At 50.0% G+C, this 26,745-nt stretch carries 37 protein-coding genes; 3 read left to right on the forward strand and 34 right to left on the reverse strand.

Features of this window, described 5'->3' with window-relative positions; translation table 11 throughout:
• Positions 1-66: 66 nt before the first annotated feature.
• Together AC0YNW_RS12635 and AC0YNW_RS12640 are read right to left on the reverse strand one after the other, a co-directional pair.
• Positions 67-879 carry a GNAT family N-acetyltransferase gene (locus AC0YNW_RS12635; protein ID WP_475832294.1) on the reverse strand — a complete coding sequence of 271 codons (813 nt, stop codon included), beginning with the start codon at positions 877-879 and terminating at the stop codon, positions 67-69.
• A gap of 139 nt (positions 880-1,018) precedes the next feature.
• Positions 1,019-1,420 carry a GNAT family N-acetyltransferase gene (locus AC0YNW_RS12640; RefSeq protein ID WP_475832295.1) on the reverse strand — a complete coding sequence of 134 codons (402 nt, stop codon included), beginning with the start codon at positions 1,418-1,420 and terminating at the stop codon, positions 1,019-1,021.
• A 198-nt stretch (positions 1,421-1,618) separates the two neighbouring features.
• On the opposite strand from AC0YNW_RS12640, the gene AC0YNW_RS12645 reads away from it, so the two are divergent.
• Positions 1,619-2,344 carry a MerR family transcriptional regulator gene (locus tag AC0YNW_RS12645; protein WP_475832296.1) on the forward strand — a complete coding sequence of 242 codons (726 nt, stop codon included), beginning with the start codon at positions 1,619-1,621 and terminating at the stop codon, positions 2,342-2,344.
• Positions 2,345-2,438: 94 nt separating this feature from the next.
• Here AC0YNW_RS12645 and AC0YNW_RS12650 read toward each other — a convergent pair whose 3' ends face one another.
• From AC0YNW_RS12650 to AC0YNW_RS12665, 4 genes are all read right to left on the reverse strand, one after another.
• Entirely contained in the window at positions 2,439-2,645 is a 207-nt protein-coding gene (locus AC0YNW_RS12650; RefSeq protein WP_475832297.1) for a helix-hairpin-helix domain-containing protein, read from the reverse strand.
• Positions 2,646-2,685: 40 nt separating this feature from the next.
• Entirely contained in the window at positions 2,686-3,870 is a 1,185-nt protein-coding gene (locus tag AC0YNW_RS12655) for an MFS transporter (protein WP_475832298.1), read from the reverse strand.
• 181 nt (positions 3,871-4,051) lie between these two features.
• Positions 4,052-4,366: a hypothetical protein gene (locus AC0YNW_RS12660; RefSeq protein ID WP_475832299.1), complete on the reverse strand. Its 315-nt coding sequence runs from the start codon at positions 4,364-4,366 to the stop codon at positions 4,052-4,054.
• A 44-nt stretch (positions 4,367-4,410) separates the two neighbouring features.
• A complete protein-coding gene (locus tag AC0YNW_RS12665; RefSeq protein ID WP_475832300.1) occupies positions 4,411-4,854 on the reverse strand; it encodes a DUF6376 family protein in 444 nt (147 codons plus the stop codon).
• 167 nt (positions 4,855-5,021) lie between these two features.
• On the opposite strand from AC0YNW_RS12665, the gene AC0YNW_RS12670 reads away from it, so the two are divergent.
• On the forward strand, positions 5,022-6,242 hold the full coding sequence (locus AC0YNW_RS12670; protein ID WP_475832301.1) for an oxalate decarboxylase family bicupin: 1,221 nt from the start codon (positions 5,022-5,024) through the stop codon (positions 6,240-6,242).
• 67 nt (positions 6,243-6,309) lie between these two features.
• Here AC0YNW_RS12670 and AC0YNW_RS12675 read toward each other — a convergent pair whose 3' ends face one another.
• From AC0YNW_RS12675 to AC0YNW_RS12705, 7 genes are all read right to left on the reverse strand, one after another.
• Entirely contained in the window at positions 6,310-6,456 is a 147-nt protein-coding gene (locus AC0YNW_RS12675; protein WP_475832302.1) for a hypothetical protein, read from the reverse strand.
• 25 nt (positions 6,457-6,481) lie between these two features.
• A complete protein-coding gene (locus tag AC0YNW_RS12680; protein WP_475832303.1) occupies positions 6,482-6,781 on the reverse strand; it encodes a hypothetical protein in 300 nt (99 codons plus the stop codon).
• 230 nt (positions 6,782-7,011) lie between these two features.
• Entirely contained in the window at positions 7,012-8,163 is a 1,152-nt protein-coding gene (locus tag AC0YNW_RS12685) for a serine hydrolase domain-containing protein (protein WP_475832304.1), read from the reverse strand.
• Positions 8,164-8,323: 160 nt separating this feature from the next.
• Positions 8,324-8,881 carry a YfiT family bacillithiol transferase gene (locus tag AC0YNW_RS12690; protein ID WP_475832305.1) on the reverse strand — a complete coding sequence of 186 codons (558 nt, stop codon included), beginning with the start codon at positions 8,879-8,881 and terminating at the stop codon, positions 8,324-8,326.
• Between the two features lie 147 nt (positions 8,882-9,028).
• Positions 9,029-9,913 (reverse strand): hypothetical protein, encoded by an 885-nt coding sequence (locus AC0YNW_RS12695; RefSeq protein WP_475832306.1) that lies wholly within the window; start codon positions 9,911-9,913, stop codon positions 9,029-9,031.
• Between the two features lie 32 nt (positions 9,914-9,945).
• Positions 9,946-10,878 carry a helix-turn-helix transcriptional regulator gene (locus AC0YNW_RS12700; RefSeq protein ID WP_475832307.1) on the reverse strand — a complete coding sequence of 311 codons (933 nt, stop codon included), beginning with the start codon at positions 10,876-10,878 and terminating at the stop codon, positions 9,946-9,948.
• Between the two features lie 76 nt (positions 10,879-10,954).
• Complete coding sequence (locus tag AC0YNW_RS12705) at positions 10,955-11,923, reverse strand: NAD(P)H-quinone oxidoreductase (protein WP_475832308.1); 969 nt, start codon at positions 11,921-11,923, stop codon at positions 10,955-10,957.
• Between the two features lie 83 nt (positions 11,924-12,006).
• Between AC0YNW_RS12705 and AC0YNW_RS12710 the strand changes: the two genes are divergently transcribed.
• Positions 12,007-12,201 (forward strand): hypothetical protein, encoded by a 195-nt coding sequence (locus AC0YNW_RS12710; RefSeq protein WP_475832309.1) that lies wholly within the window; start codon positions 12,007-12,009, stop codon positions 12,199-12,201.
• Positions 12,202-12,259: 58 nt separating this feature from the next.
• Here the strand turns inward: AC0YNW_RS12710 and AC0YNW_RS12715 are convergent, their stop codons facing one another.
• The 21 genes from AC0YNW_RS12715 to AC0YNW_RS12815 form a co-directional block, all read right to left on the reverse strand.
• Positions 12,260-12,982, reverse strand: a complete 723-nt coding sequence (locus AC0YNW_RS12715; RefSeq protein ID WP_475832310.1) for a YebC/PmpR family DNA-binding transcriptional regulator — start codon at positions 12,980-12,982, stop codon at positions 12,260-12,262.
• Positions 12,983-13,140: 158 nt separating this feature from the next.
• Positions 13,141-13,791: a carboxylesterase family protein gene (locus AC0YNW_RS12720; protein ID WP_475832311.1), complete on the reverse strand. Its 651-nt coding sequence runs from the start codon at positions 13,789-13,791 to the stop codon at positions 13,141-13,143.
• Positions 13,788-14,432: an HAD family hydrolase gene (locus AC0YNW_RS12725; RefSeq protein ID WP_475832312.1), complete on the reverse strand. Its 645-nt coding sequence runs from the start codon at positions 14,430-14,432 to the stop codon at positions 13,788-13,790. Before AC0YNW_RS12725 ends, AC0YNW_RS12720 begins: the two co-directional genes overlap by 4 nt.
• Before the next feature lie 25 nt (positions 14,433-14,457).
• Positions 14,458-15,249, reverse strand: a complete 792-nt coding sequence (locus AC0YNW_RS12730) for a class I SAM-dependent methyltransferase (protein ID WP_475832313.1) — start codon at positions 15,247-15,249, stop codon at positions 14,458-14,460.
• Positions 15,209-15,745: a hypothetical protein gene (locus AC0YNW_RS12735; protein WP_475832314.1), complete on the reverse strand. Its 537-nt coding sequence runs from the start codon at positions 15,743-15,745 to the stop codon at positions 15,209-15,211. Before AC0YNW_RS12735 ends, AC0YNW_RS12730 begins: the two co-directional genes overlap by 41 nt.
• Positions 15,720-16,214, reverse strand: coding sequence for a GNAT family N-acetyltransferase (locus AC0YNW_RS12740; RefSeq protein ID WP_475832315.1), 495 nt, complete (start codon positions 16,212-16,214; stop codon positions 15,720-15,722). The genes AC0YNW_RS12735 and AC0YNW_RS12740 overlap by 26 nt, the downstream gene beginning before the upstream one ends.
• A gap of 14 nt (positions 16,215-16,228) precedes the next feature.
• On the reverse strand, positions 16,229-16,945 hold the full coding sequence (locus AC0YNW_RS12745; protein ID WP_475832316.1) for an FG-GAP repeat protein: 717 nt from the start codon (positions 16,943-16,945) through the stop codon (positions 16,229-16,231).
• Between the two features lie 14 nt (positions 16,946-16,959).
• Complete coding sequence (locus tag AC0YNW_RS12750; RefSeq protein ID WP_475832317.1) at positions 16,960-17,373, reverse strand: hypothetical protein; 414 nt, start codon at positions 17,371-17,373, stop codon at positions 16,960-16,962.
• A gap of 171 nt (positions 17,374-17,544) precedes the next feature.
• Positions 17,545-18,081, reverse strand: a complete 537-nt coding sequence (locus tag AC0YNW_RS12755; protein WP_475832318.1) for a class I SAM-dependent DNA methyltransferase — start codon at positions 18,079-18,081, stop codon at positions 17,545-17,547.
• A gap of 35 nt (positions 18,082-18,116) precedes the next feature.
• Complete coding sequence (locus tag AC0YNW_RS12760) at positions 18,117-18,518, reverse strand: GNAT family N-acetyltransferase (protein WP_475832319.1); 402 nt, start codon at positions 18,516-18,518, stop codon at positions 18,117-18,119.
• 24 nt (positions 18,519-18,542) lie between these two features.
• Positions 18,543-18,842, reverse strand: coding sequence for an antibiotic biosynthesis monooxygenase family protein (locus AC0YNW_RS12765; RefSeq protein WP_475832320.1), 300 nt, complete (start codon positions 18,840-18,842; stop codon positions 18,543-18,545).
• 43 nt (positions 18,843-18,885) lie between these two features.
• The gene (locus AC0YNW_RS12770) at positions 18,886-19,536 is read right to left on the reverse strand and encodes an AAA family ATPase (protein ID WP_475832321.1); all 651 of its coding nucleotides are present in this window, start codon (positions 19,534-19,536) and stop codon (positions 18,886-18,888) included.
• Complete coding sequence (locus AC0YNW_RS12775) at positions 19,505-20,008, reverse strand: N-acetyltransferase family protein (protein WP_475832322.1); 504 nt, start codon at positions 20,006-20,008, stop codon at positions 19,505-19,507. Before AC0YNW_RS12775 ends, AC0YNW_RS12770 begins: the two co-directional genes overlap by 32 nt.
• Before the next feature lie 6 nt (positions 20,009-20,014).
• Positions 20,015-20,731: a metallophosphoesterase family protein gene (locus AC0YNW_RS12780; protein WP_475832323.1), complete on the reverse strand. Its 717-nt coding sequence runs from the start codon at positions 20,729-20,731 to the stop codon at positions 20,015-20,017.
• Positions 20,728-21,216 carry an N-acetyltransferase family protein gene (locus tag AC0YNW_RS12785; RefSeq protein ID WP_475832324.1) on the reverse strand — a complete coding sequence of 163 codons (489 nt, stop codon included), beginning with the start codon at positions 21,214-21,216 and terminating at the stop codon, positions 20,728-20,730. Before AC0YNW_RS12785 ends, AC0YNW_RS12780 begins: the two co-directional genes overlap by 4 nt.
• Before the next feature lie 217 nt (positions 21,217-21,433).
• Positions 21,434-22,255: a VanW family protein gene (locus AC0YNW_RS12790; RefSeq protein WP_475832325.1), complete on the reverse strand. Its 822-nt coding sequence runs from the start codon at positions 22,253-22,255 to the stop codon at positions 21,434-21,436.
• 126 nt (positions 22,256-22,381) lie between these two features.
• On the reverse strand, positions 22,382-24,163 hold the full coding sequence (locus AC0YNW_RS12795; RefSeq protein ID WP_475832326.1) for a cellulose binding domain-containing protein: 1,782 nt from the start codon (positions 24,161-24,163) through the stop codon (positions 22,382-22,384).
• 106 nt (positions 24,164-24,269) lie between these two features.
• Positions 24,270-24,455 carry a DUF4177 domain-containing protein gene (locus AC0YNW_RS12800; RefSeq protein WP_387473104.1) on the reverse strand — a complete coding sequence of 62 codons (186 nt, stop codon included), beginning with the start codon at positions 24,453-24,455 and terminating at the stop codon, positions 24,270-24,272.
• Positions 24,456-24,474: 19 nt separating this feature from the next.
• Complete coding sequence (locus AC0YNW_RS12805) at positions 24,475-24,861, reverse strand: VOC family protein (protein ID WP_387473106.1); 387 nt, start codon at positions 24,859-24,861, stop codon at positions 24,475-24,477.
• A 50-nt stretch (positions 24,862-24,911) separates the two neighbouring features.
• The gene (locus AC0YNW_RS12810; protein ID WP_475832327.1) at positions 24,912-25,361 is read right to left on the reverse strand and encodes a GNAT family N-acetyltransferase; all 450 of its coding nucleotides are present in this window, start codon (positions 25,359-25,361) and stop codon (positions 24,912-24,914) included.
• On the reverse strand, positions 25,358-26,293 hold the full coding sequence (locus AC0YNW_RS12815) for a PhzF family phenazine biosynthesis protein (protein ID WP_475832328.1): 936 nt from the start codon (positions 26,291-26,293) through the stop codon (positions 25,358-25,360). Before AC0YNW_RS12815 ends, AC0YNW_RS12810 begins: the two co-directional genes overlap by 4 nt.
• Positions 26,294-26,745 lie beyond the last annotated feature (452 nt).

Genomic DNA, 26,745 nt, shown 5'->3' on the forward strand with positions numbered 1-26,745 from the left:
GTCCTGCTCCTTTGTCTACGAAGTGTCTCGCTTCTATCGTGAAATAACCTTTATTAGTTAATGCTATTAATAAAAACGGATATCTGTTATTTGCCCCTGCTCGCTATACCCCAAACTCCGATATACGCCATTCGAGTGAGGATTGCTTAAATCCGCATACAGCATCGGCATCAGCCCTTCCTTCCATACCTTGCCTGTAATTTCACCCACAAGCGCGCTTGCGAATCCCTGCTTCCGATGCTCGCGAGGCGTATAAACCGCATTGATTCGGGCATGTCTTGGCGAACGGTGAGCAATATTGGCCATGGAGACTGGAATTCCTTCATTGATCCATAGGTACAGATGGCCGGCATTCATTAATCTCTCGGCACCGGGAAGCTGGCTCTCGGCCGTAACCGTATAGCCATAGGCATCTTCGGAGAAGCCAGCTAGAAATTCGGCGATAACGTGAGCATCTTGCGGATCGGCCGGGCGCAACTGGCCCACAACGTTCTCTACAGGTCTTACGGCGGGACATGCATAGGCCTCCATCCTCATTTCAAGGCTGGAGCTCATCCCGCTTATGGCGCTGTAGGCATGGGAGAATTGATCAGCTGTTTCCGGATCGGACAGGATGCCGGGCAGACGATCCTTTTCCAGTATTGCGCATATTGCTGCAATCCCTTCAGCGCGTTCCTTCTCCGTCAATTCCTGCGACAGCCATAACCAGCCCTTGTAGCCTGTCGACTGGGCGAACATTACTCTTCCGTCCTTCGACTTCCATCTGTGCGCGCAATCGCCTTGCGTGATCATATGAAACAATTGATAAGCCGCTTCATCGCGCAAAAAGCTGGGATGAGGGCGTGCCAAATCGTCTGGCAGTAATTCGATTAACGTCATGCGTTCCCCCTACTCTCCCCTGCCTAATCGAAAAGCTCCTTTCCCTAAGGGAAGGAGCGGCTAATCGAACGGCCATTGATTTTTTTACAAGTGTACTGGCACTGTTAGAAGTTGTCAATCCTCAATAGCTAGTCTATCTTCAGATCGATCGGCTCAAGCTAATCTTGTTTGGATAGGTGAAGCTAAAGCCATGCTTCTGATAGATGGCGATGGATGGCACATCGGCCATGAGAATAATTTCCGCGCCTGACGCGGCATTCTCTTCAATAAAGTCTATTAGAGCATGGAGGATGGTGCGGGTATTGTCCTCGCTGGCATATTCGGGACGGAGGATCAGATCGGTGATCAGGAAGGTGTATCTCCCGTCACCGATCATACGTCCCATGCCAATCGGCTCTCCGTCCGCTCCTAACAAGGCAACACCGAATAAGGACCGATTCAGCGCCACTTGGAGCTCCTCCTCCACCTTCTCCGGCACTCCGGCCGCCCGGGCAAGCATGTTGTATTGTTTGGGACTCGGCATGACATGTTGCAGGTTCATTATGGCATTCTCCTTTTCAATGGGGATATAGATCATCATACTACCTTGATGCAAGTGCTAAAGCTGACCCTCTCTTACTACAACCACAATTGACACACCCTTCTTAAAGCACTTTAAGGTTTAAAATGAAGGCTTGCTGCGCATCAATCTGTCTGTTATAGTAGAAATCTACTTTTTTGACAAAGGACGGTGCAGTCCATGCGATTCTACCGACCCATCGATATTGCCCGAGAGCTTGGCATTAGCACAAGCGCTTTGCGACATTACGAATCCTGGGGTGTCATACCGAGTCCGGAGAGATCGGCTAACGGCTATCGACAATACACGGAAGTGCATGCCGCGTACTTCCGCTGCCTGCGGGCGATGTTCCCCGGCTTCGGAGTAAGCGTCACCTGCCAGACACTGAAGCTTGTCATGAATGGAGACATTGACGCTGCTTTCTGGCTGGTCAACCGGGAACAAGCTTTGCTGCATGAAGAAAAGTCGGTCGCAGACCAGACGCTTGCCCTGCTTCAGCAGCCTGATCTTCCTCCTATCCGCGGCAAGAAGCGGTTGGGACGCATGAGCATTGGCGAAGCGGCCGCCTATACGAATGTGCAGGCTTCAGCCATCCGTCACTGGGAGAAGGAAGGATTGATCATTCCCGACCGCGATCCCGAGAACGGCTATCGGATATTTGGCGCCACACAAATTCGGCAAATCCTGCTCATTCGAACATTGCGCCGCACCGTATATTTGCTGGACCGTATGCGAGCGATCGTCAAAGCGGTGGAGCATCACGACGTCGTGAAAGCGAAGGAAGTAACCGAGGAAGCACTACATGTGCTGCATGGCCGCAATCGGATGCAGTTAAGCGGGGTCTATCAGCTAGTTGAGCTATGCCGTACGTCTGGACACATCACAACCATGTATGCACATTGGTAACGGCAGTCTCATCAAGTGGTCAGTTACCCCTATCAAAAAGCCCGAGCTTACCGGAGTAAGTTCGGGCTTTTATTAGGGGTTAATTCCAGTCTAATTACGGATTCAAGCTCATGGCTTGCTCAGCTAGCGCTTCCTTGATCACTTTCATTGCATTCGGTCCCATCCCGTGCAGCTTCATGAGCTCAGCTTCACTCTCGCCTGACAACTGTGACAGCTTGGTGTAACCGGTGTTCGCCAGCGCTCGCTGAGCGGGCTTAGCCAGCTTCGGAAAACCGGATACAGATGTTGAATCGATGGACATCAGAGTAACCCCCTGTAGCAGATGTAGATGCTGTACCTGCTTATCCTTCAGCCGGTATCCGTTTTGGCCGGAACAGCAAGCCTAGCAAAGCGAAAGCAAGAAACGCCGCTCCCAATAACAGAAACATGCTGTTTGTTGAAACATATCGGATGCCGAAGCCGCCAAGCGTTGGTCCCAGAATACTGCCAATGCTGAAGTGAATGGACGCAATGACGTTCGCGGCAGGCAAGATAGGCTTAGGAAGCAGATCAGCCGCGTAGGCCAGCCCCAATGAATAGAACGAACCTACGACTCCTCCCGCTATGGTAAAGAGTATGAACAGCCAGACGATTTCGTTGCCTGCTGCCGGAATAGCGAGAAAGACGATCGAACCGATGATGCCGCAAGCAATCAAGATCGGCTTGCGCCCGATTCGGTCGCTCCATATCCCTATCGGCAGCTGAAGAATCAAACCTCCGATGCCGAAAGACAGCAGCAGCAGCGATATCCAGTGCTGGTCGATAGCAATTCGCAGGCCATATAGCGGGAAGTTGCTGTTCATGGACGATTCCATCAAGCCGTACAAGAAGCCGGGAATAAGGACAAACCACGCCACCCGGTAAGTCGTCAAGAAGCGGTTTTCCGCTCTAACCCTCTTCGCTGCACGCTCCGGCCATTCGTTGGACATACGCAGTACAAGCAACAACACCGTAATAAAGAACAGACTCGTAACCAGGAATGGAACCGCTCTGCCAAGTGGCATCAAGTTAATCCCAAGCGGACCGATACTGAAGCCAAGTCCATACGACATCCCATAGAAGGATATGTAGCGGCCGCGTCGATCAGCTGGCGCCGTGCTTACAATCCAGAGCTGCGACGAATAATGAAGGGCACTGTCTCCCACGCCAACGATCAGGCGCAGTACAAACCATGCCGTTAGCGAATGGGTTAATGGGAATAGCAACGTTGACAAGGTGACCAAAGTAATGCCGGTCAAGATTACTTTCTTATAACCGAACCGAAGCACCGGCTTTTCGATGAAAAACATGGTACAGAATATACCGATGTACATCGCAGCGGAGTTAATGCCGTTCAGATCCGATGAGACGCCGGCATCCTCCAGCATAATCGATAATAAAGGCAATAACATGCCTTGGCTCATGCCCGCAACGACTATTACGAGCAGAAGCGTCAGCAATCGGTAGGAAGATGGATGCTGTGCTGATGATAAAGACGCTGATGACAAGACGATTGCACTCTCCTCGTGAATGATGCCTCCCTGAGGCCCTCACACATTGTAACGTGGCCGGACCTGGTTGGCAACCTTGGCTTTCTGGAAGGATTAAAGCCAAACTTATCTGTCTATTTGCAATTGAATCAGCAAGTTGAACAACACGCATGCAGCTTCATTTAATCATCCATTTCCCTTATCCATCACCCGTATGCCGCTTGAATGACTCCATAAACGCTGCCGGATCTTCTGACACCGTATACGCATATACGCCGTGGCCAGTATGCACATAGAGGATGCCTCCCGCATCGCCCATCGGACGGAACGAGAGATCATGTACCTCATTCAGCGGGAAGCTGCGCCGCTTGGTCTGCAGATGCTCGGCATAGAGCAGCATTTGCCGCGGCTCCTTGACTGTTTTCATTTCTGTGCCCGTCAAGATTCGTTCGATTTTATAGTAGGACTGCTTCGCAATCCACGACATAGCTAGCACTCCTTCCACTTGATTCATAAGAAGGAGCCTCCATGACCGTTCCATGGAGGCTCCACTATACCTTAGTTTGGGTTCAGCGCGTTCAATTGTCCAAGCAGCTCATTGATTTTGTTCATCGTGTCGGGAATGCCCGTTGATTCGAATGCGGCTCTTCCTTGCTCGATGTTTGTGAGCGCCTGGTCCAGTCCCTGCTGAAGCTTGTCGTTATAGCCTACGATGCTGGCATGAAGATCCTTGGCATAATCGGGAACCTCCAGGTTCTTGTAGCTCATAATCTGATCCTTGAGCGTCAGAAGCTGATTTTTCAGATCAGTTCTTGCGTCCAGATCCGTTAACGCTTGCTCAGCCAGACCGTTCATGTCCTGCCTGAAGCTATCCAATTTATTCATATATTCAGTCGTTTCAGTTGCAAAGTTAACACCCTGATTGACGCTCTCCAATATGCCGCAGCCGGATGCAATGAACATCATTAATGCCATTAATAAGGGAACGCTCCACTTCTTCATCTTCATTCTCTCCTTCTCCCTAACCTTTTGCAATTTGCGGTTACCTGCGTCTATTTCATTGTACCCCTACATAACCATACGGAAACAACGTCGCTACGTTCCGTATTTCGTCCCGAACTCCCTAATCCGGGAACGGAACTTATCGATGACAGAAGGAGGCAACTTGCATGAGTGAGGAGCGTCGACAGCCGGGTTCCAGAGATCCATCCACTCCATGGTCGGTCCCCCAGCCGATCAGGAGCGACGGAGCAGGCGGCATCGACAGAGGACCGCGCGATGTGATGCGAGACCGTCAAAATCCGGATATGCTCGTCCCCCCGGTGACGGACAACGGACTCATACCGAATGTCAGATTTTCGTTCTCGGATACACATATGCAGCTCAATCACGGCGGTTGGTCGCGGGAGATCACCATTAGGGAACTCCCGATCGCCACCACGCTTGCCGGCGTCAACATGAGCTTGACCCCAGGCGGCGTGCGGGAGCTGCATTGGCATCAGCAAGCGGAATGGTCTTATATGCTTGTCGGGCGCGCGCGGATCACTGCCGTTGATCAGAATGGCAGAAACTTTATTGCCGATGTGGGACCCGGCGATCTATGGTACTTCCCTCCCGGAATACCGCATTCCATTCAAGGACTGGAGGACGGCTGCGAGTTCCTGCTTGTATTCGACGATGGTCATTTCTCTGATCTGAATACGCTGTCGCTATCCGACTGGTTCGCCCATACGCCCAAGGAAGTGCTGTCTGCCAATTTCGGCATTCCGGAGTCGGAGCTCGCTGCTATCCCGCGCGAACAAGTCTATATCTATCAGGGCAAAGTGCCGGGACCGATCTCGTCTCAAGCCGTTCAATCCCCATACGGGGAAGTTCCATTGCCATTTACGCATAAGCTGCTGGCGCAGCCGCCCCTGAAGACGCCGGGCGGAAGCGTAAGGATCGTCGATTCCAGCAACTTCCCGATATCCAGGACGATTGCCGCTGCGCTCGTGGAGATTCAGCCCGGCGCGATGAGAGAGCTGCATTGGCATCCCAATAATGATGAGTGGCAATATTATTTGACTGGCCAAGGCCGCATGACTGTCTTCGGCGCAGAAGGCAATGCGCGCACCTATGACGTACGAGCGGGCGATGTCGGCTATGTGCCGTTCGCCTTCGGACATTATATTCAGAATACCGGCACCGAAACGTTATGGTTTCTGGAAATGTTCAAGAGCGACCGATTTGCCGACGTCTCCCTTAACCAATGGCTGGCGTTGACGCCACAAGCGCTTGTGGCAAGCAATTTGAATGTAGGAGAAGGCTTCTTGTCCCATCTGCGCAAAGAAAAATGGCCTGTTGTGAAAATGCCAGGGTTCACGTATGACAACCGATCTGCTAACGAGTAACGCCGAATAAGCCTCCTCGAGTGAGGGGCTTATTTCGTCTTGCCTGCTCGAATATGGCCTTGCCATTTCACTTTTTCCAAACGGCTGCATACTTTTTGCGGTATTTAGGGTCTAGTTCCAGCTCGATGAGGTTGAGTGAACCTTCTCGAATCTTCTCATCAAGCACCCGGTCATAGAGCTGGCGGAATCCTACCAAAATATCATATCTGATCAAAGTACCGTTCTTCTCATCCGCACAGTTACGGTAACGGTTGGGCGAGCGCATCCAGCACCATGTCCTTCTGCGTATCTCCCGCAATCCCGATTTTCCATAGCGACTGCAGGGTATGCCGCGCCGTGACGAAGCGCTTATCCCATGTCACAGCAAGCAGCTTGGGGAAGTCCCGCAGGATGCGCTTCTCGGGATCGCTCTTCGCCAGATTGCTCAGCAACTGCGCGGCAATAGCTCTGCAGTGATTGTCCGAATGGGACAAGTCCGATACCAGGTCGTCCCATACATCATACGCCCAGTCTACTACCTCTTCCGTTTGGAATTGCAAATCAAGAAAAGCCTTTGTTTGCAGGCTCCGGTCAGTTGATTACAAATGCTGGATACTGGTTTGGACAGACTCATTCATGCCGATAAACCTCCACGACGTCTTTGCCCCTATTATAACGGAAACGAAGGATAAGCGATAATCCGCAATACGAAAAAAGCCCGCTGACAGCGCGGGCTAATTGCTTATGTGAGCTAAAGCTGCTAAGACAAAGGGTCAGTGTGCCGTAGGTATTATTTCAGACTCGACCAAATAATTTGCTTGGTTCCGAGCACCGATTCCGGCACCCAGGAATAAATCGATGGAACAAAGAACGTAACGATCAAATTCTCCTCGGGATCAACAAACATTGCCGATCGTCCTGCTCCCTCCATCTGATACGTGCCAATAGATTCATAGGACATATGATCAATGGCGAGATCGATACCTAGCGCATGGCCTTTGTCCTTAACTTTACCGCCCCAATGGTAAGCCGGCACTTGGAACAAATGGCGCTTGGTCAGAAGCTCGACCGACTTCCGGCCTAGAATGCGGGTTCCTTCGAATGTACCGCCATTGAGCAGCATCTGGCTGAATCGCCATAGATCGTACAAGGTCGAGTGCAAGCCGCTTGCCGATCTCGGCGGATAACGAAGGTCCTCGTCTTCTTGTTCCTTAAGGGCATCCAAATCATATTGCGAGATTGTTAATACTTCGCCGTGCAAATATTCCGGCACTTGGAAGAACGTGCGTCGCAGATTGAGCGGTTCAATGATATGGTCGAGAACATACGATTCATAGCTTTGCCCGGATACGCGGCGAATCACTTCGCCCAGCAGCATGAAGCCTCCGCCTGAATAGTTGTATGCTGTGCCCGGCTCGCAAGCGAGCGTCCCCTGCAATTGCTTGGCAATCCAGCCGTCCATACCGCTCTCGCCCCACCACGGACGAGGATATGGCTCATTGTAATAGCCCGTAACCGGAGCGAGACCCGAGGTGTGCGTCAACAAGTGAAATAAGGTAATGTTCCCGTGCATGGGGTTGTCGAATTCCTTCAGAATCGACGCAACCGGCTGATCCAGATAAAGCTTGCCGTCTTCGATCAGCTTGACGATGGCTACAGCGGTAAAAGCTTTCGTAATGGACGAAATTTTCATAATGGCGTCCGGCAGCAATTCGCCAGTGCCTGTCGTACCGGTCAATGCGCCCATAGAACGCCATGCCACGATTTTGCCGTGTCTTGCGACCAGATAGCTTCCGCCTTGAAGCTTCTCGGCAGCCATCAATCCCTGGATATGAGCGTCCAGCTTAATCAGCTGGCTCTCGTCCATATCGACCGAGCCGGGACTTGCGTCAAGCGCGCCTTCTATGACTCTGGATTCCAACTCCAACTCTACTTCACTCATGTCTCCACCCACCCTTTTATATACTAGAAATACATTCTAATGGATAGGTTTTGACCAGTCTAGCGGTGTTTCGACAATTCATTGCAAAGTATAAAAGATCATGAAATTTTATCATATTTTTCTTGCTGTGAATGATCAGTCGTCAGCATAGCTGTTGCTTTTACCAGCCTTTTCGCTGCTTCAAGACGACAATATGGGCGAGATGATGGAGCCCGTGCCAAGCATACATGCCTAGATTCACATCCAGCGGAATCGACTTCTGCTGTTCGGGATGATAGAACGTACGTTCATAGGCTGCCTCCGGCAGGGACTTGATCAGCGTCGTCCATCTGCGATGCAGCGCATCGAGCAGCACCAATGATGTCTCGATGGGTTCTTGCTCGGTATCCTGCAGCTCTGCCCAACGATCCTCGTGGTACGGCTTGATGGGAGGACCCTCTTCCGTCAGCGCCAGCTTCCAGCGGATATAGGCGTTCATATGGCTGTCTGCGACATGATGAATCACTTGCCTGACTGTCCATCCGCCATCCCGATACGGTGTGCTCAATTGCTCGTCTGACAAACCGGCGACAGCCTCTCTAAGCTGTTCCGGTAATGATGCAATCTGATCGATCCATATTTTCCGCTGAGCTGCGTCTATCTCATCATTGAAACGGAATGTGCCTATCGGGTATCGAACATCTTCCACTTGGCTTATCTCCCCTTTATGAACTGTCATCAGCAAGCTTATGCTTATTGTAAAAGAGAGCGGAACGCCCGCCCATGAATAAACGCGATGAAAGTTTGCAGAATTTCGAGCTTATTGTAATGGCTGACTATTACCGGAAACAAGGATTAACGTTATCTTATGATCCTTTAAGCAAGGTTAAAGCTTGCCGAATGAACGTAGTGTCTTCAGCCTATCTACAGTAAGAGATCCGCGCCATTCCAGCTCGCCTAACGGACTTGCCGCCGGGAAGCTGATCGGCCAGCCGCCGTCTTCCGACTGCTGCTTAATCAGAGCATCCAGATGCTCATTCAATTCGGCCTGCGACACGAATTTAGCCGCATAGCTATCGGGGGCTGCCACCCAGTCCAGCACCTTCTGCACATAACCTTCCGCATAAGGATTGCGCTCTATGACGCCGTCCTTGGCCAGCCATGTGTCTAGCTTCTCCTTGGCAAACGAGGTTTGTGGTGTAACCTGCGCATGCTCCAGGAAAGACACCCATTGCACGCCTTCATGATATTCACCCGGTTCAGGCTTCACCATGGCTTGCCAGACGAAGCGAAGGTTTCGCTGTACCCAATCCTCCTGCTCCCATTCCGCCCAGCGCGGATGCTTCATTAGTAAGCCCAGAATATGTCCTGTCGGATTGAGGTTCGGCACGTCGTCCCTCTCCGTTATCCACCATGGCGCATGAGGATATGCCATGAGGCTGCGGAAGGCAAGCGGAAAGCCGCCCTCTGGTAATGTAATATTTTTGAGATAGCGAATCATTCCTTCCATTAGCTCTGTATCATAAGCCTCCAGCTCATCGATGATGATGAGCGCTTGCTCGGTCGGAACAGGCTGGCTCTGCGGGCAACGAATATCAGGCTCCAGCGCATGCCCGAATCCGCCATCTTCATTCTGATAGGCCGCCAGTGCTTCCAGCACGCTCGCTTTGCTTCCTCCCTCGAACCCATAAGCGAATCGCTGCCGATCCAGTAATCGCGCATTGCGGTATATGAACTCTCTCGCCTTTTCGAACAGCTGTAATTGTGTCATCGCAATCTACCTCCCTTTGGTCTAAAAGGATTTCAAGATTTGGCATACCGATCGGCCAGCTTGCAGCCCAGCTCATACAATTCGCGCCGCAGCTCATCTGGTTTCAGTACCGTGGCATCCATCCCCATACCGTAAAAGAACTTTACCGCCCATTCCCGTTCGCTTGCCGGACACTTAAAGCGAAGCTCCCACTCATTGTCATCGATCTGCTTAACGTAATGTCCGACATGTGTATCCTGTTCGGCGAGAAGCGCTCCGCGATAAGTAAGCTTGGCGTGGATGGCGAGTGGAGCCATAATGGGCTTGCTGCTGTCACTGATTGACTCGGAAACCCCAGATTCAGGCGGTGCCGCTTGCTTCAGCTCCAGGAATCGATCCACCCGAAAGCTTCTCTGCTCTCCATGCTCATAAGAATAGGCCTGGCAATACCAGAAGCCGTGGGCCATATACACACGTTTCGGCTGCATATGAAGCCATCGCTGATGCTTCTCCGAGCGGTAATGCGCGAGAATCCATGCAGATTCTGCGGCATACGCCAACAAGCGGTCCAGCAGCGGTGTGCGCTGCGGCCTAGCCGGAATCTCGATCTCCAGCCGATTCAGCACCGGCTCGACCTGCTCCAGCATGCTTGGCGGAAGTGTGGAGCGGATCTTGTCCATGACAGTCCAGCGAGCCTGATGGAACGGCGTATCGGATAGGCGCGTTACGGCATTCAGCGCGAACAGAATAACAAGCGCCTCCTCCGAGCTGAAGTGCAGCGGCGGCAGTGAATAGCCCTCCATCAAGCGATAACCGCCAGCAGGGCCAGACACCGCATAGAGCGGGATGCCAATCTCGGCGAGCGCCTGCATATCGCGCAGAATGGTGCGTTTGGACACCTCCAGCTTATCGGCCAGCGACTGTGCGGTTGCCGGCTTCTGCTGCAAGGCGATAAGAATGGCCATTAGCCTGTCCGATCGTTTCAACCTTGAATTCCTCCTATGTGCCATCAGTATACCGGATGATTGGTGACAGGTTGGGTGTCATCAATTCTGTAACTGATTACGATACCGTCAAAATAATTTTACCGGTATTGCGATTGCTCTCCATGTAGGCATGAGCTTCCTCCGCCCGGTTCCAATCCCATTCCGAATCAATGACGGGAAAGATGGCTCCGCTCATCAGATGCGGCATGAATCGCTCCGCAAACTCGGCAGTCAGAGCTTCCTTGCGGTCGGGCGACAATGTCCTGAGCGAGGTTCCAATCAGTTGCAAGCGTCGCGCGATCAACTGTGACAGGTTCAACTCCTTCGCCTTGGCGCCGCCTAACAAGCCAATCAGGATAAGCTTGCCGTCGAGGGCAAGCGCAGACAAATTCTGCTCCCAATAAGACGCGCCGACAAAGTCCATAATGACATCTACGCCTCTACCGGCTGTATAATCCAGCACCTTCGGCAGAAACGGCCCCTCTTTATAATCGATAGCTCCATCTGCTCCAAGCTTCAAGCAGGCATCCAGCTTCTCTGCAGAGCCCGCTGTCGCGATCACATAGCATCCAGCCGACTTCGCCAGCTGGATAGCTGCCGTCCCCACTCCGCTTGCACCCGCATGTACCAGCACGGACTGTCCAGCCTGAAGGCCGCCTAACCGGAACAAGTTCAGGTACGCGGTCAGGAATACTTCCGGGATGCCCGCTGCCTGAGCATAAGAAAGACCTTGCGGAATCGGCATCGCCATGCCGGCAGGAATGCGTACACGCTCCGCGTAGCCCCCGCCCGGCAGCAAAGCCATGACTCGATCGCCAGGTTGCCATGAGCCTGCCCCTTTCAGTACGGTACCCGCCATCTCCAATCCCAGAATCGGGGACGCGCCTGGCGGCGGCGGATACAGCCCTCGCTTCTGCAGCAAATCGGCTCTATTGAGCGCAGTAGCCTTTACCTCGATCAACAGCTCGCCGTAAGCTGGATCAGGCTCTGCCGCTTCCCCAATGATCAGGCGGTTCGATTCCGAATCTTGCATAATCGCTCTCATAATGGATACCTCCAGCGCTTTTTTTAATGGAAAAGTTGCCGATTGAGTATGTAGTTTAATCTATTGTACAAGGAGAGACGCTTTTGAAACGACTGCAATCCTTGATGATCTTGCTTGCTCTAAGCTTAATCGTAACGTTATTTCCCCAGAAAAGCGATGCCGCCACGCAAAATGCTCTGTTGCATTATAGCGAGGAAAACCGTTGGACGTACGATCAGCGGGATTACATGATTCAATCCGAGTCCGAAGCCGAAACCTTGGAACAAGTACAAGTCTAATTTTATGCCAACAAAGCCGCGACAACCGTCGCGGCTTTGTTCATGGGAGGGGGATTAATTAGTCTTCCAGCTCCACGTTATGATAGACCTGCTGTACATCCTCCAGATCCTCCAGCGCATCGATCAGCTTCTCGAATTGCGCCTGGCTTTCAGTGGACGGCAATGCTACATAGTTCTGCGCAAGCATCGTTAATTCAGCAATGTCGAACTCTGTGATGCCTGCTTGCTTGAATGCTTCCTGTACCGCATGGAATTGATCCGGCTCCGCATAGACGATTACCGACTCGTCTTCCTCCACGATATCGCGAACATCAACATCGGACTCCAACATCAGCTCCATCACTTCGTCCAGCGACTTGCCCGATATACCGATAACAGCAGTAGCATCGAACATATACGCCACAGAACCGCTCACGCCCATGCTTCCCCCGGCCTTATTGAAGGCCGAGCGCACTTCTGGCGCTGTACGATTCACATTATTGGTCAACGTGTCCACGATAACCATCGAGCCGTTCGGACCGAAGCCTTCATATCGCAGCTCTTGATAGTTATCGTCTCCGGCGCCTTTGGCCTTATCGATCGCACGGTCGATAATGGCTTTTGGCACGTTGTATGTTTTGGCCCGCTCAAGTACCACTTTAAGCGCGCGGTTGGACTCAGGGTCCGGCTCGCCTTTTTTGGCGGCTACAAAAATTTCAACGCCGAACTTGGCGTATATCCGGCTTGTATTCGCGTCTTTGGACGCTTTCTTTTCCTTAATATTGTTCCATTTACGACCCATGCTGCTCCCACTTTCTTCTTTATGGATTCTTCATCATTATAACCGATTTTAGGCAGATGTGGACAGGCTATCGCGCAAACGGGCTGGAACCTGCTTGAAATCAGTTTCTGGTTGCTTTTGCGCTCGTGGGAGTTGCACGGTTTGAGTTAATAAAGTCGTTAAGCTTTAAGCTGATTGGACAGCATCCACTCTACCCATTCATCCTGATCATAGGCATGATGCATAATTCGATGTCCCTCGCCGGGAATGGGGGTAAATCGGATTTGCGGATTCAAGTCACGCAATGCCTCGATCATCTCATGCGATCTCTCGAACGGTACAACATCATCAGCATCACCATGGAATGCCCAAATCGGAATAGCCTTCAGCAATTCCGCCTGGTCAGGATTGAACCAGCCCGATAAAGGCGATACAGCTGCGAAAAGTCCAGGCTTGTGCGCCGCATAGTACCAAGCGCCATGGCCGCCCATGCTGAATCCCGTCAGATAGATGCGCCTCTTGTCTATGTTGTAACGATCAAAAATGTCATCCAATAGCAATATGATGCTCTCGAATTCATCCGTCCAAGACGAATCACCCGGACATTGAGGGGTCAATAAGAGAAAGGGCTGGTCATTATCCTGCTGCAATCTGGTGTTCAACCCATAATCCCGAAGAAGCGCGAAGTCGTCTCCACGTCGATTGGAACCATGCAGGAAGAGAATAAGCGGCCAAGCTGGCGCACCATCCTGCTCATAAGCATCAGGCAATGCAAGCATGTAATTGATGCTTTTCGAAGGCAGCGCAAATTTTTCTTCCACAATGATCATTCTGAATGCTCCCTTCCACTATTCATAATCAAAGTTAATAGCTCGCTAGGAGAGCTGAGTCGATGCTTCGCATCAATGGCGTCGGAATCGCTACAGCCCCATAAGGCAAGCGCAAAGTCGACTCCAGCATCACGCGCGCACTGGGCGTCGTAAATCGTATCGCCGATATAGACGGATGATGCAGGGTCTGCTCCGGATAGCTCAAGGAACTTAAGCAACGGATCAGGATGAGGCTTATGTCTGGCTGTATCGTCCGCGCACACCACATAATGCAGCTTGTCCATTAGCCCATGCGGCACGAAGTCCGCTTGAAGCTCATCCGTTGTTTTTGATGTGACGACACCTGTAGTTACGCCCTCATTATTTAATGCCATTAATGTGTGATTAATGCCGTTAAATATCGTGATCGTATGGGCAAAATCAACCATATATTCGTTCCATCGCTCATTCGCGCGATCAATATCCTCAATTCCTAGCTGCGGAAGCGCGTCTGCGCCCGGTATGCCAAGCACAAACGATAATTGCTCCGCTTCCAGATGTTGTCCATAATCAAGCTTAAGCATCTTCTGAAGCGAACCAAGCACCGCCTTCTCGGTATCGATCAGCGTACCGTCTACATCGAATATAAATGTCTGATACATGCCCTCTCTCCTTTTAAGCTGCAATCTATAAAAACGGCTTTCTGACTACTAAGGTTAAACCATTCGATACCAGCCTGACTGACTCATCGCCCCTGGAAATTTCAAATTCTAACGGTTTGACGAGATGTTTCATCGTCTCCCATCCTTGGTATGTATGTTGAAGCAGCACATTCATCGCTTCTGTCGACATATTAATCTCGAACATCGGATCAAGTGCTTCATTCGTACGAATAGCCGTTTCCTGTATGTTGGTGCCAACAATGATGCAATGAATACCGCTTGGCTTGGTGCCTAGCGCCATCTCAGCAAGCTTGCGCTTCAATTCATCCTCTGAGCCCAGATGCTCCAGCGTAGATACTGCGATGATCGCATCGAAGCTGTCTGCTTCTATCCGGTAGCTTTCAATATCAGAGTGAACAACTTCTATGTAGGGGTATACCTGATGCTCAAGGCTATAGCTCCTCAACCCTTCAATGGCTGAGCTTAGCAAATCCACAGCGACCACCGTTCCGTTGAACGGCTTCAGATAAGCGGCGATTGGAATCGTATTGCGGCCTACACCGCTCCCTAGATCAAGTACCCGCATGCCATCAGTTTGAATCAGCTCCGGCAGCACTTCCATAACCGTCTGCACCGGCTTATGCAGCCATGAACCGGGCTCGAATAATTTGTGCTGCTCATAGCATTGATCGTGATACCTTTTTTCCTCCGCACGGATGCGACCAATTCGATCCGATTGCTCGTGATTGGAATAGCTAAGTATAGCAATCCCCCTCCTATTTGAATGGCTTCTCCAATAGGTTCCCTGCGACCTCATTTGCTTCCTCAATCGTCGCTGCACCGTTAACAAAATAACCATGATCTACAGGATAACGTTCACTATAGTGTTTAAGTTGCAGCCAGATTTGATTAAAGTCGCTTGAAAGATATATGGAGCCGAGGCCTGTCACATGACTTTCTTTTATTTCAGTTAGTACTGCAAAATAGTAGTGTCTATCTTTCTTAAGCTGGATGTCATACGTCTGATCTCCTGCTGTCAATATTCCTTTTAAGCTGTCACTCCCGAAGAGAAATCGTGAGAGCTCGCCTTTGAAGGAGACGGTGTCTTGAGCCGTAAAGTTGTTATCATTGTCATAAACAATGCCCTGATAGGTTTGTTCAATAGTGATCGGTCGATGAAATGAATACAGAAGATAGGAAGCAACGGCAGCAATCAGCATAATGACGGTTAGAAAAACGTATTTCTTCATAGTAGCTATGTTCACACCTTTACTCGAATGTGCAGACTTACCCATCCTGCGTCTGATTGGCAAGCACAACAGACTCCTCCATCTGCCTTTCTGGCACATTCCAATATAAGCGAAGCACCCGTTCTTTCTCCTGTGTGGATACAACTCTGAATCCATGCTTCTCATAAAAACCGATCGCCCAGCTTGCATCCGACCATGTGCCAATAAGAATGGGTTTGTTGGTGCGGGTTATCAAATGATGAAGCAGCTTGCCGCCTATGCCGCCATTGCGGGCAATAGACCGGACATAAGCGTGACGAATAAGACTGACATCCCCTTTGTCTTGCAACCCCATTACACCAATCAGCTCGCCGCTTGCATCGGTATAACCCCAGAACTGGACCCCGTCATTCAGTTCCTGCTCCAACTCCGTTAAGGACATGTAAGGCTCGTGATACCGATCATCCGGAATAACGCCCTTATAAGCCACTGCCGCGTCATTAATAATAGCGTGAACCGTCGTCCACTCATGAGCTTCGCATAACCGAATCATGGCGCTCTCCCTTTCTATTTCTCAGAAGTTTCTAGAAGCCTGAACTGATTATTCTCCTTCTCCCAGATATAGCGGTTGGTGAACGTCTTCCCTTCGGAATTGTCATAGTAATCAAGTTCAAAGCCATGATCGCCCCAGGTTTGCAATTCAATAGTGTTGCGGCTTCCGCCGCTGGCAAACAGCTCTTGGTGCCCTGCGATTACTAATCTTTCTATGGAATAGTCCTCTCTTATCGTATAAAGCTGATAGAAATTACCGTTGCTTGTCCCATATTGACCAAGGGCAAAATCCAAGTCGCCATCCCCATTATAGTCTGCGAATGACAGCTCGAAAAACTGATTTACCTGTTGAAAGAAGGAACTGTCGATATCGAATTGTTTCACGATTTGATCAGCGGCATCACGAATAATGAATTGAAAGCTCCCATACCAATTTCGACCCATGAGAGGTCCCGGATTCCAATCTTCAAAATAACGGCCCTCCACCATCGATACATCCAAGTAGATGTCTTCTCCAACATAAGAAAGGAGTGGATTATGTGAAACCGTCATTGGTCCCTGAATCTGGATAGCAGCTGGATTAGTGTCTACTTCGTGATTCGTGAAGCCGTTATTCGAACGTTCAGGCTCCTTGACTGGAGGAGCAGATTCTGATTGATTAGGCGACTGGCATGCTGTAAGGACCAATATTACAAAGAACAGCATACGTATTGCTCTCAGTTGACGCACCACACTTCCACCGCCTCTCAATGTTCGACTGTAATGCCCCTGTTTTCGGCCCAGGCGCCAAGCTCGCTTTGTATTACCGGGAAGCGCGCTTTGTCGCACTGAAAGTGTAGGGATCTGTTCAACCACCCGGCATCATTCCGATAGACAAAGAAAGAAACTGGCGAATAAAAGCATATTTTTTGAATGTGTTCGGCATGAATCTTCGTATCGCCAAAGCTTAAACTCTCATTTGCCCATTGCAGATGATAGTTTCTTTTCATATCTCTTATGCTTTTCAATAGAAAAGGCAGGCTAAACAAGATAAGAACCGCATAAGGTATGGGATTTATCTTATAAAAGGCATTAACGATTGCATAGGCAGAAGTTATAAGTAAAACTCCGCTGAATACATACCAATATCTGCCTTGCGCTAATCGTACCTGGTGTTCCATCCGATAGCCTCACTTCCTGCTTAATAGATACATGCCTCTGCCGATCAATCCTTTTTCGTCGTACTCCACATGCAAGCCTTCACGGATGAAAAGCTCCGTCAGTTCTTCTCTTGAGAATAAGCCCAGCTCAAGCTGTTCCTGTACATGTTGAATACCGCTGCTGCGACCTATCTAATAATCAAATTGTAGAATAGAAGTTGAACCATTCGTACTTGAATGAGACATTCGGCTAATCTTGCAATCATCCGATTCATATTGAAGGACTGTCACATAACCGGGCTGCCAATCTTCTGGTGTAAACCATGGTTCAATCAGGATAATTCCATCCGGCTCCAGATGCTCCTTGAAGCTGTGCACCGCTTGCTCTACACCTCTCAGCGTTCTCGCAAATCCGATTGAACTGAACAGGCAAGTAATGACATCATAAGTTTGATGGAGTTGAAAGCTCATCATATCACCGACGGTAAACCGTGATTTCGGATTTCTTTTCCTCGCCGCCTCAACATGAGACTCATTCAAATCAATCCCATCCACTGCGTAGCTGGCTTGCAGGAAGCTTGCGTGCTTTCCCGTTCCGCACGCCATATCCAGAACCGATCTGGCTTCCGGTCGCTTGCTTTCAATCAAGCTTTTAATTGCAGCTGCTTCCTGCTCATAGTTTTTGAAGCTGTATATCGCATCGTAGAGATCGGACTGCGCTTCTGACATCGTCCTACTTCCTTTCTTGTCGGTAAATAAAGTACCTAGCGCTGACGCCGAATGACAAATGCTTTATCCAAGCGTTCCATGCCAATCCGTTCATAGAATCCGACTGCCGTTGGCGCTGATGTAAGGATGTATTGAACTTCTTCGTTGCCCAGCTTTTCCTGCAGCTTCTTCATCAGACTTTCACCGATTCGCTGCCCGTGATAATCCCGATCTACAGCCAAATCCGAGATGTAGCAGCAATACGCATAATCCGTAATAGCCCGCAATACGCCAACCAGCTTGCCGTCCGCTCTAGCCGTCAGCAATTCATCGGCTTGGGCAAGCATGCGTCCGAGCCGCTCCAGATCATGCGTCGGCCTGCGGATACCCGACTGCAGGAATACCTCAGCCAGCTCTTCCGGGGTAATGGTATCAGCTTCGTGATATGTTATTGTCATAAGTCATCCCTGCTTTCTAGTTCGTTAATGGTCTAGTTGAACCAGCTCATAATGCTCGACTGTCGGGAATGGATCATAGTAATGATGCAGCAATGCTTTCCACTCTTGATAGGGCTGCGACTCCCGGAAGCCGACCGTATGATCCTCAAGCGTCTCCCAATGGACAAGCAGGATATACTGGTGGTCATTCTCCATACAGGATTGAAGCTCATGCTTGATATAACCTTTCATGCTGGCTATAATGCGTGACGCTTCCTTGAAGCTTGCTTCGAACTCGCGGGTGAGACCCTGCTTAATATTCAATATGGCTACTTCCAGAATCATCGTTGTTTTCTCTCCTCTTAGTCACCTTAATCCAGGATCAGGTTCAAAACCATCTGATATGTTTGAGCTGAGTCGACCATCTGTCCTTCCACTTCTGAAGCTTGCTTCTGCGATCAGGCTGAAGCTGAATCCCGGCAATAGTCGCAATTTCATCTACAACCTCATCCATGCTCATACGATCTGTATCGATTTGTTGGAGGAAAGTCTCCTGTTGAAGTCCCTGTACACAGCGGTCAATTTGCTGCGCCGCCCAGGAGCTCGCTCCCTCTCTCCTCTTCTTCAACCGTGCCAACAGTACGTCTCTCGAAGCGCATAAGGCCACATGCACAACCTCGATTCCATCCGCTCTCAAACGCCCTACAATCTCCTCGAAGTAGCGTGTATCTACAATAGTCATTGGGACAATTATGGGACCGTCATATTCTTCATGAAGCATCTTCAATATGGCATAATTACATTCGCGCCATGCGGCGAATTCTTGGAAATCCCCGCGTGCAATAGAAGACGGCATATGCTTCCGAAGGAAGTAGCCCATATTCTCCGGGTCGTACAAATACGAATCCGGCAGCCTTCTGCATAGCTCATGTGCGGCTTGCGTCTTACCCGCGCCGAAAGCGCCGTTAATCCAGATCAGCTTAGCCGAGCGACAGGATTCATTACAGCTATAAGTCATAAGCCATCCATTCTTCGTCATACCGTTTCCCATCCACAATGAGGGCATTTCGCTCCAAGCCATAGCTCTGGAAACCAAGTGACTTGTACAATTGCGTTGCCCCTGTATTCGTTGTGACAACTGTCAACTGGATTTGCTCAAGCCCCTCCATTCGGCGTGCTTGCTTGATGACCTCTTCAATTAATCCTTTGCCTACTCCATGCTTCCGATAATCTGACTTGACGTACACGCCCCATATCATTCCTTTATGCCTTGTCTTGCGTGCGGTCTGTCTCAAAAATCCCGCTATCCCAACCAGTTGGCCATCGGCGTAAGCCCCCAGTACAAATTGGCTGGCAGTTGCCTGGACTTTCGCCCGCACAGCCTCCGGTGATGTCTCTAGCGCTTCCTCATAGGAGCTGCCGAAAGCCTCAGGACTAGTTCGCAGCGCCTCCAAGCGGAGTTCCCACCATACCGGAGCCTCTTCTACCGTAACCGGACGTATGTGCAGCATATGCATTCACTCCTTTGCTTTCTTGTTCTCTACGCAAGCTGTTTCATAGACTCCATCTTTATACAGAAGCGCATTAAGCTGCAGACCGATCGAGCAGCCTCCGTCGATGCCGATTTTATCCCCGGCGAACCATACATCGGCCTTTGCATGAAGCTTTGTCGTGATGGTATGGCCGAAGATGACGGTTTTGTCTACTGTGGTAGGATGAAGATAGAATTCATCTTTGATATACATAAAGTCATGATCCGATTGCAACGTCCAATGGGAAGTTCCTGGCCGCAGCCCGGCATGAACATAGATATGGCGGTCATCTTCCAGATAAAGCGGCAAGCCCGCCAAGAAGTCCAGATGGCTTGAATATTGCTCCTCCATGATTCGCCGCGCTTCCTCCCTGCTGCGCTCTGTTACTTCGGAGAAACCTGTATAGCTTTGCAAGGTAGGCGGGCCACCATGCTCTGCGAATTTGTGAAGTACGACTGGATTGTTTCCCCGGATAAAATCGACAAGCCGCTGATCATGGTTGCCGCGCAGCGCAATGGCGCCATGTCGATTCACAAGACTCATCACTGCTTCGACAACTTCACGGCTTTGCGGGCCCTTATCGACGTAGTCACCAAGCAGAATAAGCTGATCCTGCTCCGGAACATAACGCACCTTCTCAAGCAGTCTCTCGAAAGGCTCCAGGCATCCATGAATATCGCTGATCATAATCGTCCTGCTCATAGCTGCGCCACCATCGTAATCGAAGTGCCCACTACGCCGATCTCTTTGAATCCGTAACGATTATACAGCCGGACTGCGGCTTCATTCGACGGGTCTACGCTTAGAGAGAGCTTGTCATATCCATCTCTCCGAAGCTGGTCGATCAGTCCTTCCATAAGCAGCTTGCCCAGCCCATTTCCCCGGTGCTTCTTCACAATGGCCATACCCATTTCCGGAACATCGTCGCCGACATAACCGAACCCTTTGTTCGTCTCGGTGAACAGTCGAGCGGTAATAGAACCTACCGCGGCGCCACTCTCATCTCTTGCAATAAACCCGACATCCCCGCTCCTGCCCCAGCCCTCTATATATTTGGCCATGAAAGGCTCTTGCAAGATTGAACGATCGAACGGCTTTTGACCTGCTGGCACAAAAAGCGACTCGAATAACATATCCCTTAGAAACGGCGTATCTTTTGGTGTTGCTTTGTGTAATGTATAGTTCAAATTGTCTTCACTCTCCACATCTTTTTCTATTAATCTACCGCCTCTGCTTTGGCAGCTGGAATCGTTTGACCGTCATAGGACGGCATAGATTCAGGCTCTGGATGGATCGCTCGCGATACTGGTCCATCAGCCGACAAAAAATTCTGGCAATTCGGAAGCTGTCGGCAGAGAGACGGACAGCCCTAACCACTTTGAGCTTCATTCACCCCTATCTTAATTAGCCGCTATTCCGTCCTTTTCCTGTTGCTTCAAGCAGCGGTTCATACATCATTAACGCTTTGTTTTCGGCAACCAACTCGTCCGCAACACATTCACGGCTTAGATTCATTACCCGTCGATAAATTTGATTATGCCTGGTATAACCGCCCCAATACTCCAGTGTCATACGATGCTCTCGTTCATAAACTTCATAGTGATAGAGTGGCAGTTCATTGCATCTCCACTCCCCTGCCAGATGCTCGTCGGTCAGGTGAAGAGACAATTGATAGGGCGTATCTGTCGCATTATAGATTTGCAGATCCAAATAATTGTAAGCGCAAGTCGCGCCGCTTCCGAAGGGCTGCGTACGGTTCGAATCCGGGAAGACATCGTAGCTGTGGCGATGACGCTCTACCACGGTAAGAGGCGTATGGAGCGTGATCCAATAGAGCAAGTTCGATAATTGGCACAACCCCCCGCCCACGCCGCTCTTGAAGCTGCCATAGTGTAGAATCATACCCTCTACGTATCCCTTTCTTCTGGTTGGCTTGCCAATCAGCTTCCAATAGGAGAAGGTCTCTCCGGGACTCAGGATGATGCCGTTCAACCTTTGCAAAGCAATCTTTAAATTTTTGATTTTATTATACTGCATGGTCATATCCACATCTTTAAGTCGTCGAAGCAGCGGTGTCTGATGTGAGCTGATACGATGAGGCAAGGACATCGTACTGATTGTTCTTGCGTACTTCTTGCCGCTGAATCGCCAGGCCAGATGTCTTCTAAACCGATAATACGCCGTACCCGCCATAATTCTTGCCTTTGATCGCTTGATGGGTTTCATCTCACATCTCCTTGCTTCTAACTTCACCCAATGATTGGAAATGATTGTAGCGAAAAAAGCCGAAAGGTGTCAAGCACTATTCGAATTCATAGCGGACACCTTCGACTATTCGCATCTATCTATACGCTATGGCTCAATGCCCCACACCAGTATGCCGTTGCGGTACAGCGTTATTTTGTCATGATCAGAAAATGAAGCTAAGGATGGCGCGTAGGAGTAATCATTGGCTTCGTTGAAGTTAGACCAATTGCTGTTGTTTATTCTCACTTTCATAACCCCTGTATCGCCCGATGCCGCCACACTGCCTGCAGCGGCCGAGAATCCGAGCTCCAGATAAGCGTCGGTCGTAGCTGTCGGGGAGCCCATGGTATAGAAGCTTCCTGTTAGATTGGTCTTGCCGACGACGGCGTAGTCAATCGTAAGATTTTGGGCTACGGCTGCTTCCCGCTTGAAGTAATAGCGAACGGTTAACTCGCTTAGCGGAATAGCTGTCGTACCGGTATTCACAATTTTCAAAAATGGCTTAATCGCATTATTGCCCGCTGACCCGTCTCCATCCTCATATTGAATCTTAAGGGAAGATGTCCCGCCCCCGCCTGAAGACAGAGTTGTCGCGCTGACGGAGGCGCTGCTTGCCGATACATTATTGAATGCATCATACGCTCTAACTGTATACGTATAAGCCGTAGATGAGCTTAGCCCTGTATCGGTATAGGACGCCGTATTCGTCGTCGCGAATTGAATTCCGTTGCGATAGATGCGATAACCGGCTACACCTACGTTGTCTGAGGATGCGCTCCAAGTTAACGCAATCGCGCTGCTTGAAGGTGCTGTTGCGGTTAATCCGCCGGGCACGGTCGGCGCTTGCCGATCCCAAGCTACAGGAGGATGTCCTGTAAAAAACTGATTGTTCGTGTACGTATTTCCATCGCTCGTGTCACCCAAGCTTTGATTCGACGTCTCGCTCGCAGGACACCACGGACTGCTGCTTGTGCGATTCACTTCTGCAATATCGGCTGTTATCCCTGTGTTGTTCTGGCGATAACCGATATTGTTGCGAATCGTCACATTTATGCCCTTAACATCGATGAAACTATCGGCAAAGTTAAAGCCTACACCAGCTATGCCCGCCCCTAGAAAAAGATTATCTTCGATTAACGTATGGGAAGTACCTTCCTTAATATCGAGTGGTTCGGCCGCAACGGCAGGCCCAATCACATTGTTCCGCACAATCGTATGCAGCACAGCGCGATCATAACCTTGCCCGATTCCGACACTGCTGCCCGGCAACCCTTCGTTGACGTTCCATACCGAGCGATCCGAACCAATATAGATGCCTTCGGCGAAGCCTTTGTCCGTAGCATTGCCTGTCGCGCCAGTCTCATCGACAACACTATTCTCAATTATGGCATATGAACTGCCGTCTCGGATGTGAATGCCTTCCTGTCCCACATGCCGCACGGTTACACCGTTCAAATGAACATGATTGGCGTTATCGAGCACAATCCCCTTCTGGCCATGCGTAACTGTAATATGGTTGACGTTCCAATAATCGCCGGTTAAGTATAAGGTGTAACCCGGTGAGGAGATGGCGCCGCCTTTCAGAATAGCCGGATTGGCTGGATTGGCGCTTTGAAGCGTAATCGGCGCGGCAGCGGTTCCGCTTGCTCCCGAATAATAATAAGCCGGTCTGATGCCTACGGTGCTGGCCGTAGTGAGTTCATAGGTTCCGGGTGCGATTAGAATGATATCGCCCGGAACAGCTTGCTGCAAGGCGGTCTGTATCTCCGCGACAGTGTCAACCTGTACGACCGCTGCGGCCTCTGCCTCAGGTGTACCAATCGTAATGGTACCTAAGACTAGTACAAACGCTAATAAACCTATCATGATTCGATGCAGGACTTTCAATGACTTTCCCTCCTCATAGAATGGAATGCATGCATGACGTCGCCGTCACTTTCCATCATATTCAGGTATGGGAAGGCCAAGAATTATTGTTGGTGCTGCCCGTCCATCAGTCCTGGCGCGGTCTCTCAAACACAATCTCATATCCGCTTGGCTTACCGTGTCCATTGTAGTCAGTCGGCAATACTTGCACCAGCCTCCACCCTTGAGCAGCGTATTCCATAATCGTCTCGCGATGGGTTGCCTCTGTGAAGAAGCCGCCTAGATGAGTCTCAACAAAGCAATATTCGTACATATCCCCTCCTCCTGTCTGGTTAGTCCGTCTTACAATCACAAATCATAATCAGGTTGCCGTCCGGGTCCATGAACGTAAATTCAGATAAATCCGGATACACTTGTATGGAACTTACGCTCTTAGCTCCAATCTCCTTCACATGCTGAAAGGCGGCGTCAATATCTCCTGTACGGAGGTTAAATAAAGGATGCGTGGATGGCGTAAAGTCATAGTCTTGATCGAAGCAATGATTGTCTAGCGTTATTCCTGGGCGCCCCTCTCCCATGGGAAAGGTAAAGATCGGTCCGATATAGTCCTTCGGAAGCACCTCGATCCCTAGCAGCTTGGCATACCATTGAATCGATTCATTCAAATTGCGTACATGAACAAAGATTGTGTCGACACAGTTCATAATCGGGCTTGCCATGAATAGATCCCCCTTCTATATATATGGTATTGCATGACTCCCAAATGAAATTACAGCTTCATCACATAACCTGTCTTCACATCGCTGCGATAACCGGCAGCTTGATAGAATCGATGTACGGAATCGTCAGCGCGGCTCGTTAGAAGCATGATTTTGTAGCAGCCGCTCTCCTCAGCCATCCTCTTGGCCTCATCAAGGGCCATTCGCCCCAGCCCTCTTCTTCTGTAGCGGTTATGCGTTACGACGTTTTCAATCAGGGCATAGGGCCTGGCGCCCCGCGTCAAATTTTTTAGAATATGTACTACGCATGAAGCCACAAGCAGCCCATCTTGCTCGACAACAATGATATTCAGCGTATCGTCTCGCATGATCGCTTCCCAATGCAGCCTCAGCTCTTCACTATCTTCCAGAACAGGATCTTGCTCAATCAACTGTCTATAGAGCACCAGAAGAGCATCCCGCTCATGATGCCGTATGAGTCTTACTTCTGTTTGTGTCATTCCGTTCTCCCTTCAGCCTCTAGCGTATCCAACGGATTCAACTTCCCAGTCAATGGGGCTATCACTAATTCTTTCACAAAGACGGCATTCCCTGAGACGTAGACATTCATGCCTCGAGCGGTTCGCTTCACCTCCACCTGAACCCTGCCATCCCGCTGCACTTCATGGCCTTGTTCGATCAGACAAGATAACTGATCCATTTCGGACTGAATATAAGTCAAATAATAGGCCCCCATTACTCCCGACGCCGTCCCTGTAACGGGATCTTCAATCGTACCGGAATAAGGCGAGGAAAAATGTCTGGCATGCATCATCGCTTCAGGATGAGTGGTATCGAAGCCAAATGGATGAATCGAGGCATGCGGCATCTCGGTCAGCAATACGGGAAATTGGGAGGGCTCGGGACGCATGCTGGCAAAAGCATGTAAGGTCCGAATCGGAATAAGGAGCGTCCAGGTGCCTGTGCTTCCGTATATAATGGGATATCGTGTATCCAAATCATTAAGCGACAAGCCAATCGCATGCATAAGCTGCTCCTTATCGCCTTCAAAAGGCACAAACTGTGGTTCGCTTTGCTGCATTCGAATCGTCAGCAGATCGCTCGAATCAAGCGTTAGCGCAACCGGCAATATCCCCGCCTTTGTCTCTATCGTGATTTCAGGCACCGAATTCAGATACCCTCTGGTTCGAAGGCCATATATAGCTGCCATCGTGGCATGCCCGCATAAATTGATTTCATGACCGGGCGTAAAATATCGAAGTCGCACCGTTGCCACAGAGGAGGATTGCACAAATACGGTTTCGTTAAAGCCGACTTGCCCTGCAATCTCCAGCATGGTTGCTTCATCCAAGTGATCGGCTTCAAAAACAACGCCTGCCGGATTTCCTTGATTCGGTACATGCGTGAACGCATCGTAATGGTAGACAATCATGTCGTACTTCCTCTCTAGTAAGTCGTTTGGTTAGCCATCCAGTCGCACAATTTCATAGGATTGTATGTCTCGCCCGATAAAAGCAGCCAAGATTGTCTCAGGCAGCCGGTCAAGTTCAAGCCTTATTAGCAATCCTTCCTTTGGCTTATTCGAATGATCCATCGTACCTGTTATTGTCTTGAATAAAAAAGTGAAATTTCGGTGAATTCATGCTATAAGATTGAAGAAGCGCTTGAAGATCACTGTCTAGCCTACCAACCTAAGAGTACACATGCTTCTCCTCCTTCGGAGAAGGCTTGTCTACTAGCAAACCCCACCCACGGGCTTAACCATGAGTGGGGCTTGGGTAACGGTTTATACCGAATAAATATCATGTTTTGTTATTGATTTCCATTATACCATTCGTAAATCAAGCATCCTATATCGACGTTTCGACTTTTTTTGATACTAAT

Source organism: Paenibacillus sp. J31R120, from assembly GCF_056269225.1.

Coding starts and splice junctions, on each gene's coding strand:
- AC0YNW_RS12685 (WP_475832304.1), bottom strand. CDS start 8,163: ATGAGTGAAGTAGAGTTGGAGTTGGAATCCAGAGTCATAGAAGGCGCG.
- AC0YNW_RS12715 (WP_475832310.1), bottom strand. CDS start 12,982: ATGGGTCGTAAATGGAACAATATTAAGGAAAAGAAAGCGTCCAAAGAC.
- AC0YNW_RS12670 (WP_475832301.1), top strand. CDS start 5,022: ATGAGTGAGGAGCGTCGACAGCCGGGTTCCAGAGATCCATCCACTCCA.
- AC0YNW_RS12695 (WP_475832306.1), bottom strand. CDS start 9,913: ATGACACAATTACAGCTGTTCGAAAAGGCGAGAGAGTTCATATACCGC.
- AC0YNW_RS12725 (WP_475832312.1), bottom strand. CDS start 14,432: ATGTATCAGACATTTATATTCGATGTAGACGGTACGCTGATCGATACC.
- AC0YNW_RS12755 (WP_475832318.1), bottom strand. CDS start 18,081: ATGTCAGAAGCGCAGTCCGATCTCTACGATGCGATATACAGCTTCAAA.
- AC0YNW_RS12765 (WP_475832320.1), bottom strand. CDS start 18,842: ATGATTCTGGAAGTAGCCATATTGAATATTAAGCAGGGTCTCACCCGC.
- AC0YNW_RS12720 (WP_475832311.1), bottom strand. CDS start 13,791: ATGATCATTGTGGAAGAAAAATTTGCGCTGCCTTCGAAAAGCATCAAT.
- AC0YNW_RS12635 (WP_475832294.1), bottom strand. CDS start 879: ATGACGTTAATCGAATTACTGCCAGACGATTTGGCACGCCCTCATCCC.
- AC0YNW_RS12650 (WP_475832297.1), bottom strand. CDS start 2,645: ATGTCCATCGATTCAACATCTGTATCCGGTTTTCCGAAGCTGGCTAAG.
- AC0YNW_RS12780 (WP_475832323.1), bottom strand. CDS start 20,731: ATGAGCAGGACGATTATGATCAGCGATATTCATGGATGCCTGGAGCCT.
- AC0YNW_RS12750 (WP_475832317.1), bottom strand. CDS start 17,373: ATGGAACACCAGGTACGATTAGCGCAAGGCAGATATTGGTATGTATTC.
- AC0YNW_RS12645 (WP_475832296.1), top strand. CDS start 1,619: ATGCGATTCTACCGACCCATCGATATTGCCCGAGAGCTTGGCATTAGC.
- AC0YNW_RS12805 (WP_387473106.1), bottom strand. CDS start 24,861: ATGGCAAGCCCGATTATGAACTGTGTCGACACAATCTTTGTTCATGTA.
- AC0YNW_RS12800 (WP_387473104.1), bottom strand. CDS start 24,455: ATGTACGAATATTGCTTTGTTGAGACTCATCTAGGCGGCTTCTTCACA.
- AC0YNW_RS12815 (WP_475832328.1), bottom strand. CDS start 26,293: ATGATTGTCTACCATTACGATGCGTTCACGCATGTACCGAATCAAGGA.
- AC0YNW_RS12760 (WP_475832319.1), bottom strand. CDS start 18,518: ATGACAATAACATATCACGAAGCTGATACCATTACCCCGGAAGAGCTG.
- AC0YNW_RS12690 (WP_475832305.1), bottom strand. CDS start 8,881: ATGACAGTTCATAAAGGGGAGATAAGCCAAGTGGAAGATGTTCGATAC.
- AC0YNW_RS12740 (WP_475832315.1), bottom strand. CDS start 16,214: ATGATTCGGTTATGCGAAGCTCATGAGTGGACGACGGTTCACGCTATT.
- AC0YNW_RS12730 (WP_475832313.1), bottom strand. CDS start 15,249: ATGAGGTCGCAGGGAACCTATTGGAGAAGCCATTCAAATAGGAGGGGG.
- AC0YNW_RS12810 (WP_475832327.1), bottom strand. CDS start 25,361: ATGACACAAACAGAAGTAAGACTCATACGGCATCATGAGCGGGATGCT.
- AC0YNW_RS12775 (WP_475832322.1), bottom strand. CDS start 20,008: ATGCTGCACATACGTCCGGTTACGGTAGAAGAGGCTCCGGTATGGTGG.
- AC0YNW_RS12770 (WP_475832321.1), bottom strand. CDS start 19,536: ATGACGAAGAATGGATGGCTTATGACTTATAGCTGTAATGAATCCTGT.
- AC0YNW_RS12660 (WP_475832299.1), bottom strand. CDS start 4,366: ATGAATCAAGTGGAAGGAGTGCTAGCTATGTCGTGGATTGCGAAGCAG.
- AC0YNW_RS12665 (WP_475832300.1), bottom strand. CDS start 4,854: ATGAAGAAGTGGAGCGTTCCCTTATTAATGGCATTAATGATGTTCATT.
- AC0YNW_RS12705 (WP_475832308.1), bottom strand. CDS start 11,923: ATGAGAGCGATTATGCAAGATTCGGAATCGAACCGCCTGATCATTGGG.
- AC0YNW_RS12640 (WP_475832295.1), bottom strand. CDS start 1,420: ATGAACCTGCAACATGTCATGCCGAGTCCCAAACAATACAACATGCTT.
- AC0YNW_RS12790 (WP_475832325.1), bottom strand. CDS start 22,255: ATGAAACCCATCAAGCGATCAAAGGCAAGAATTATGGCGGGTACGGCG.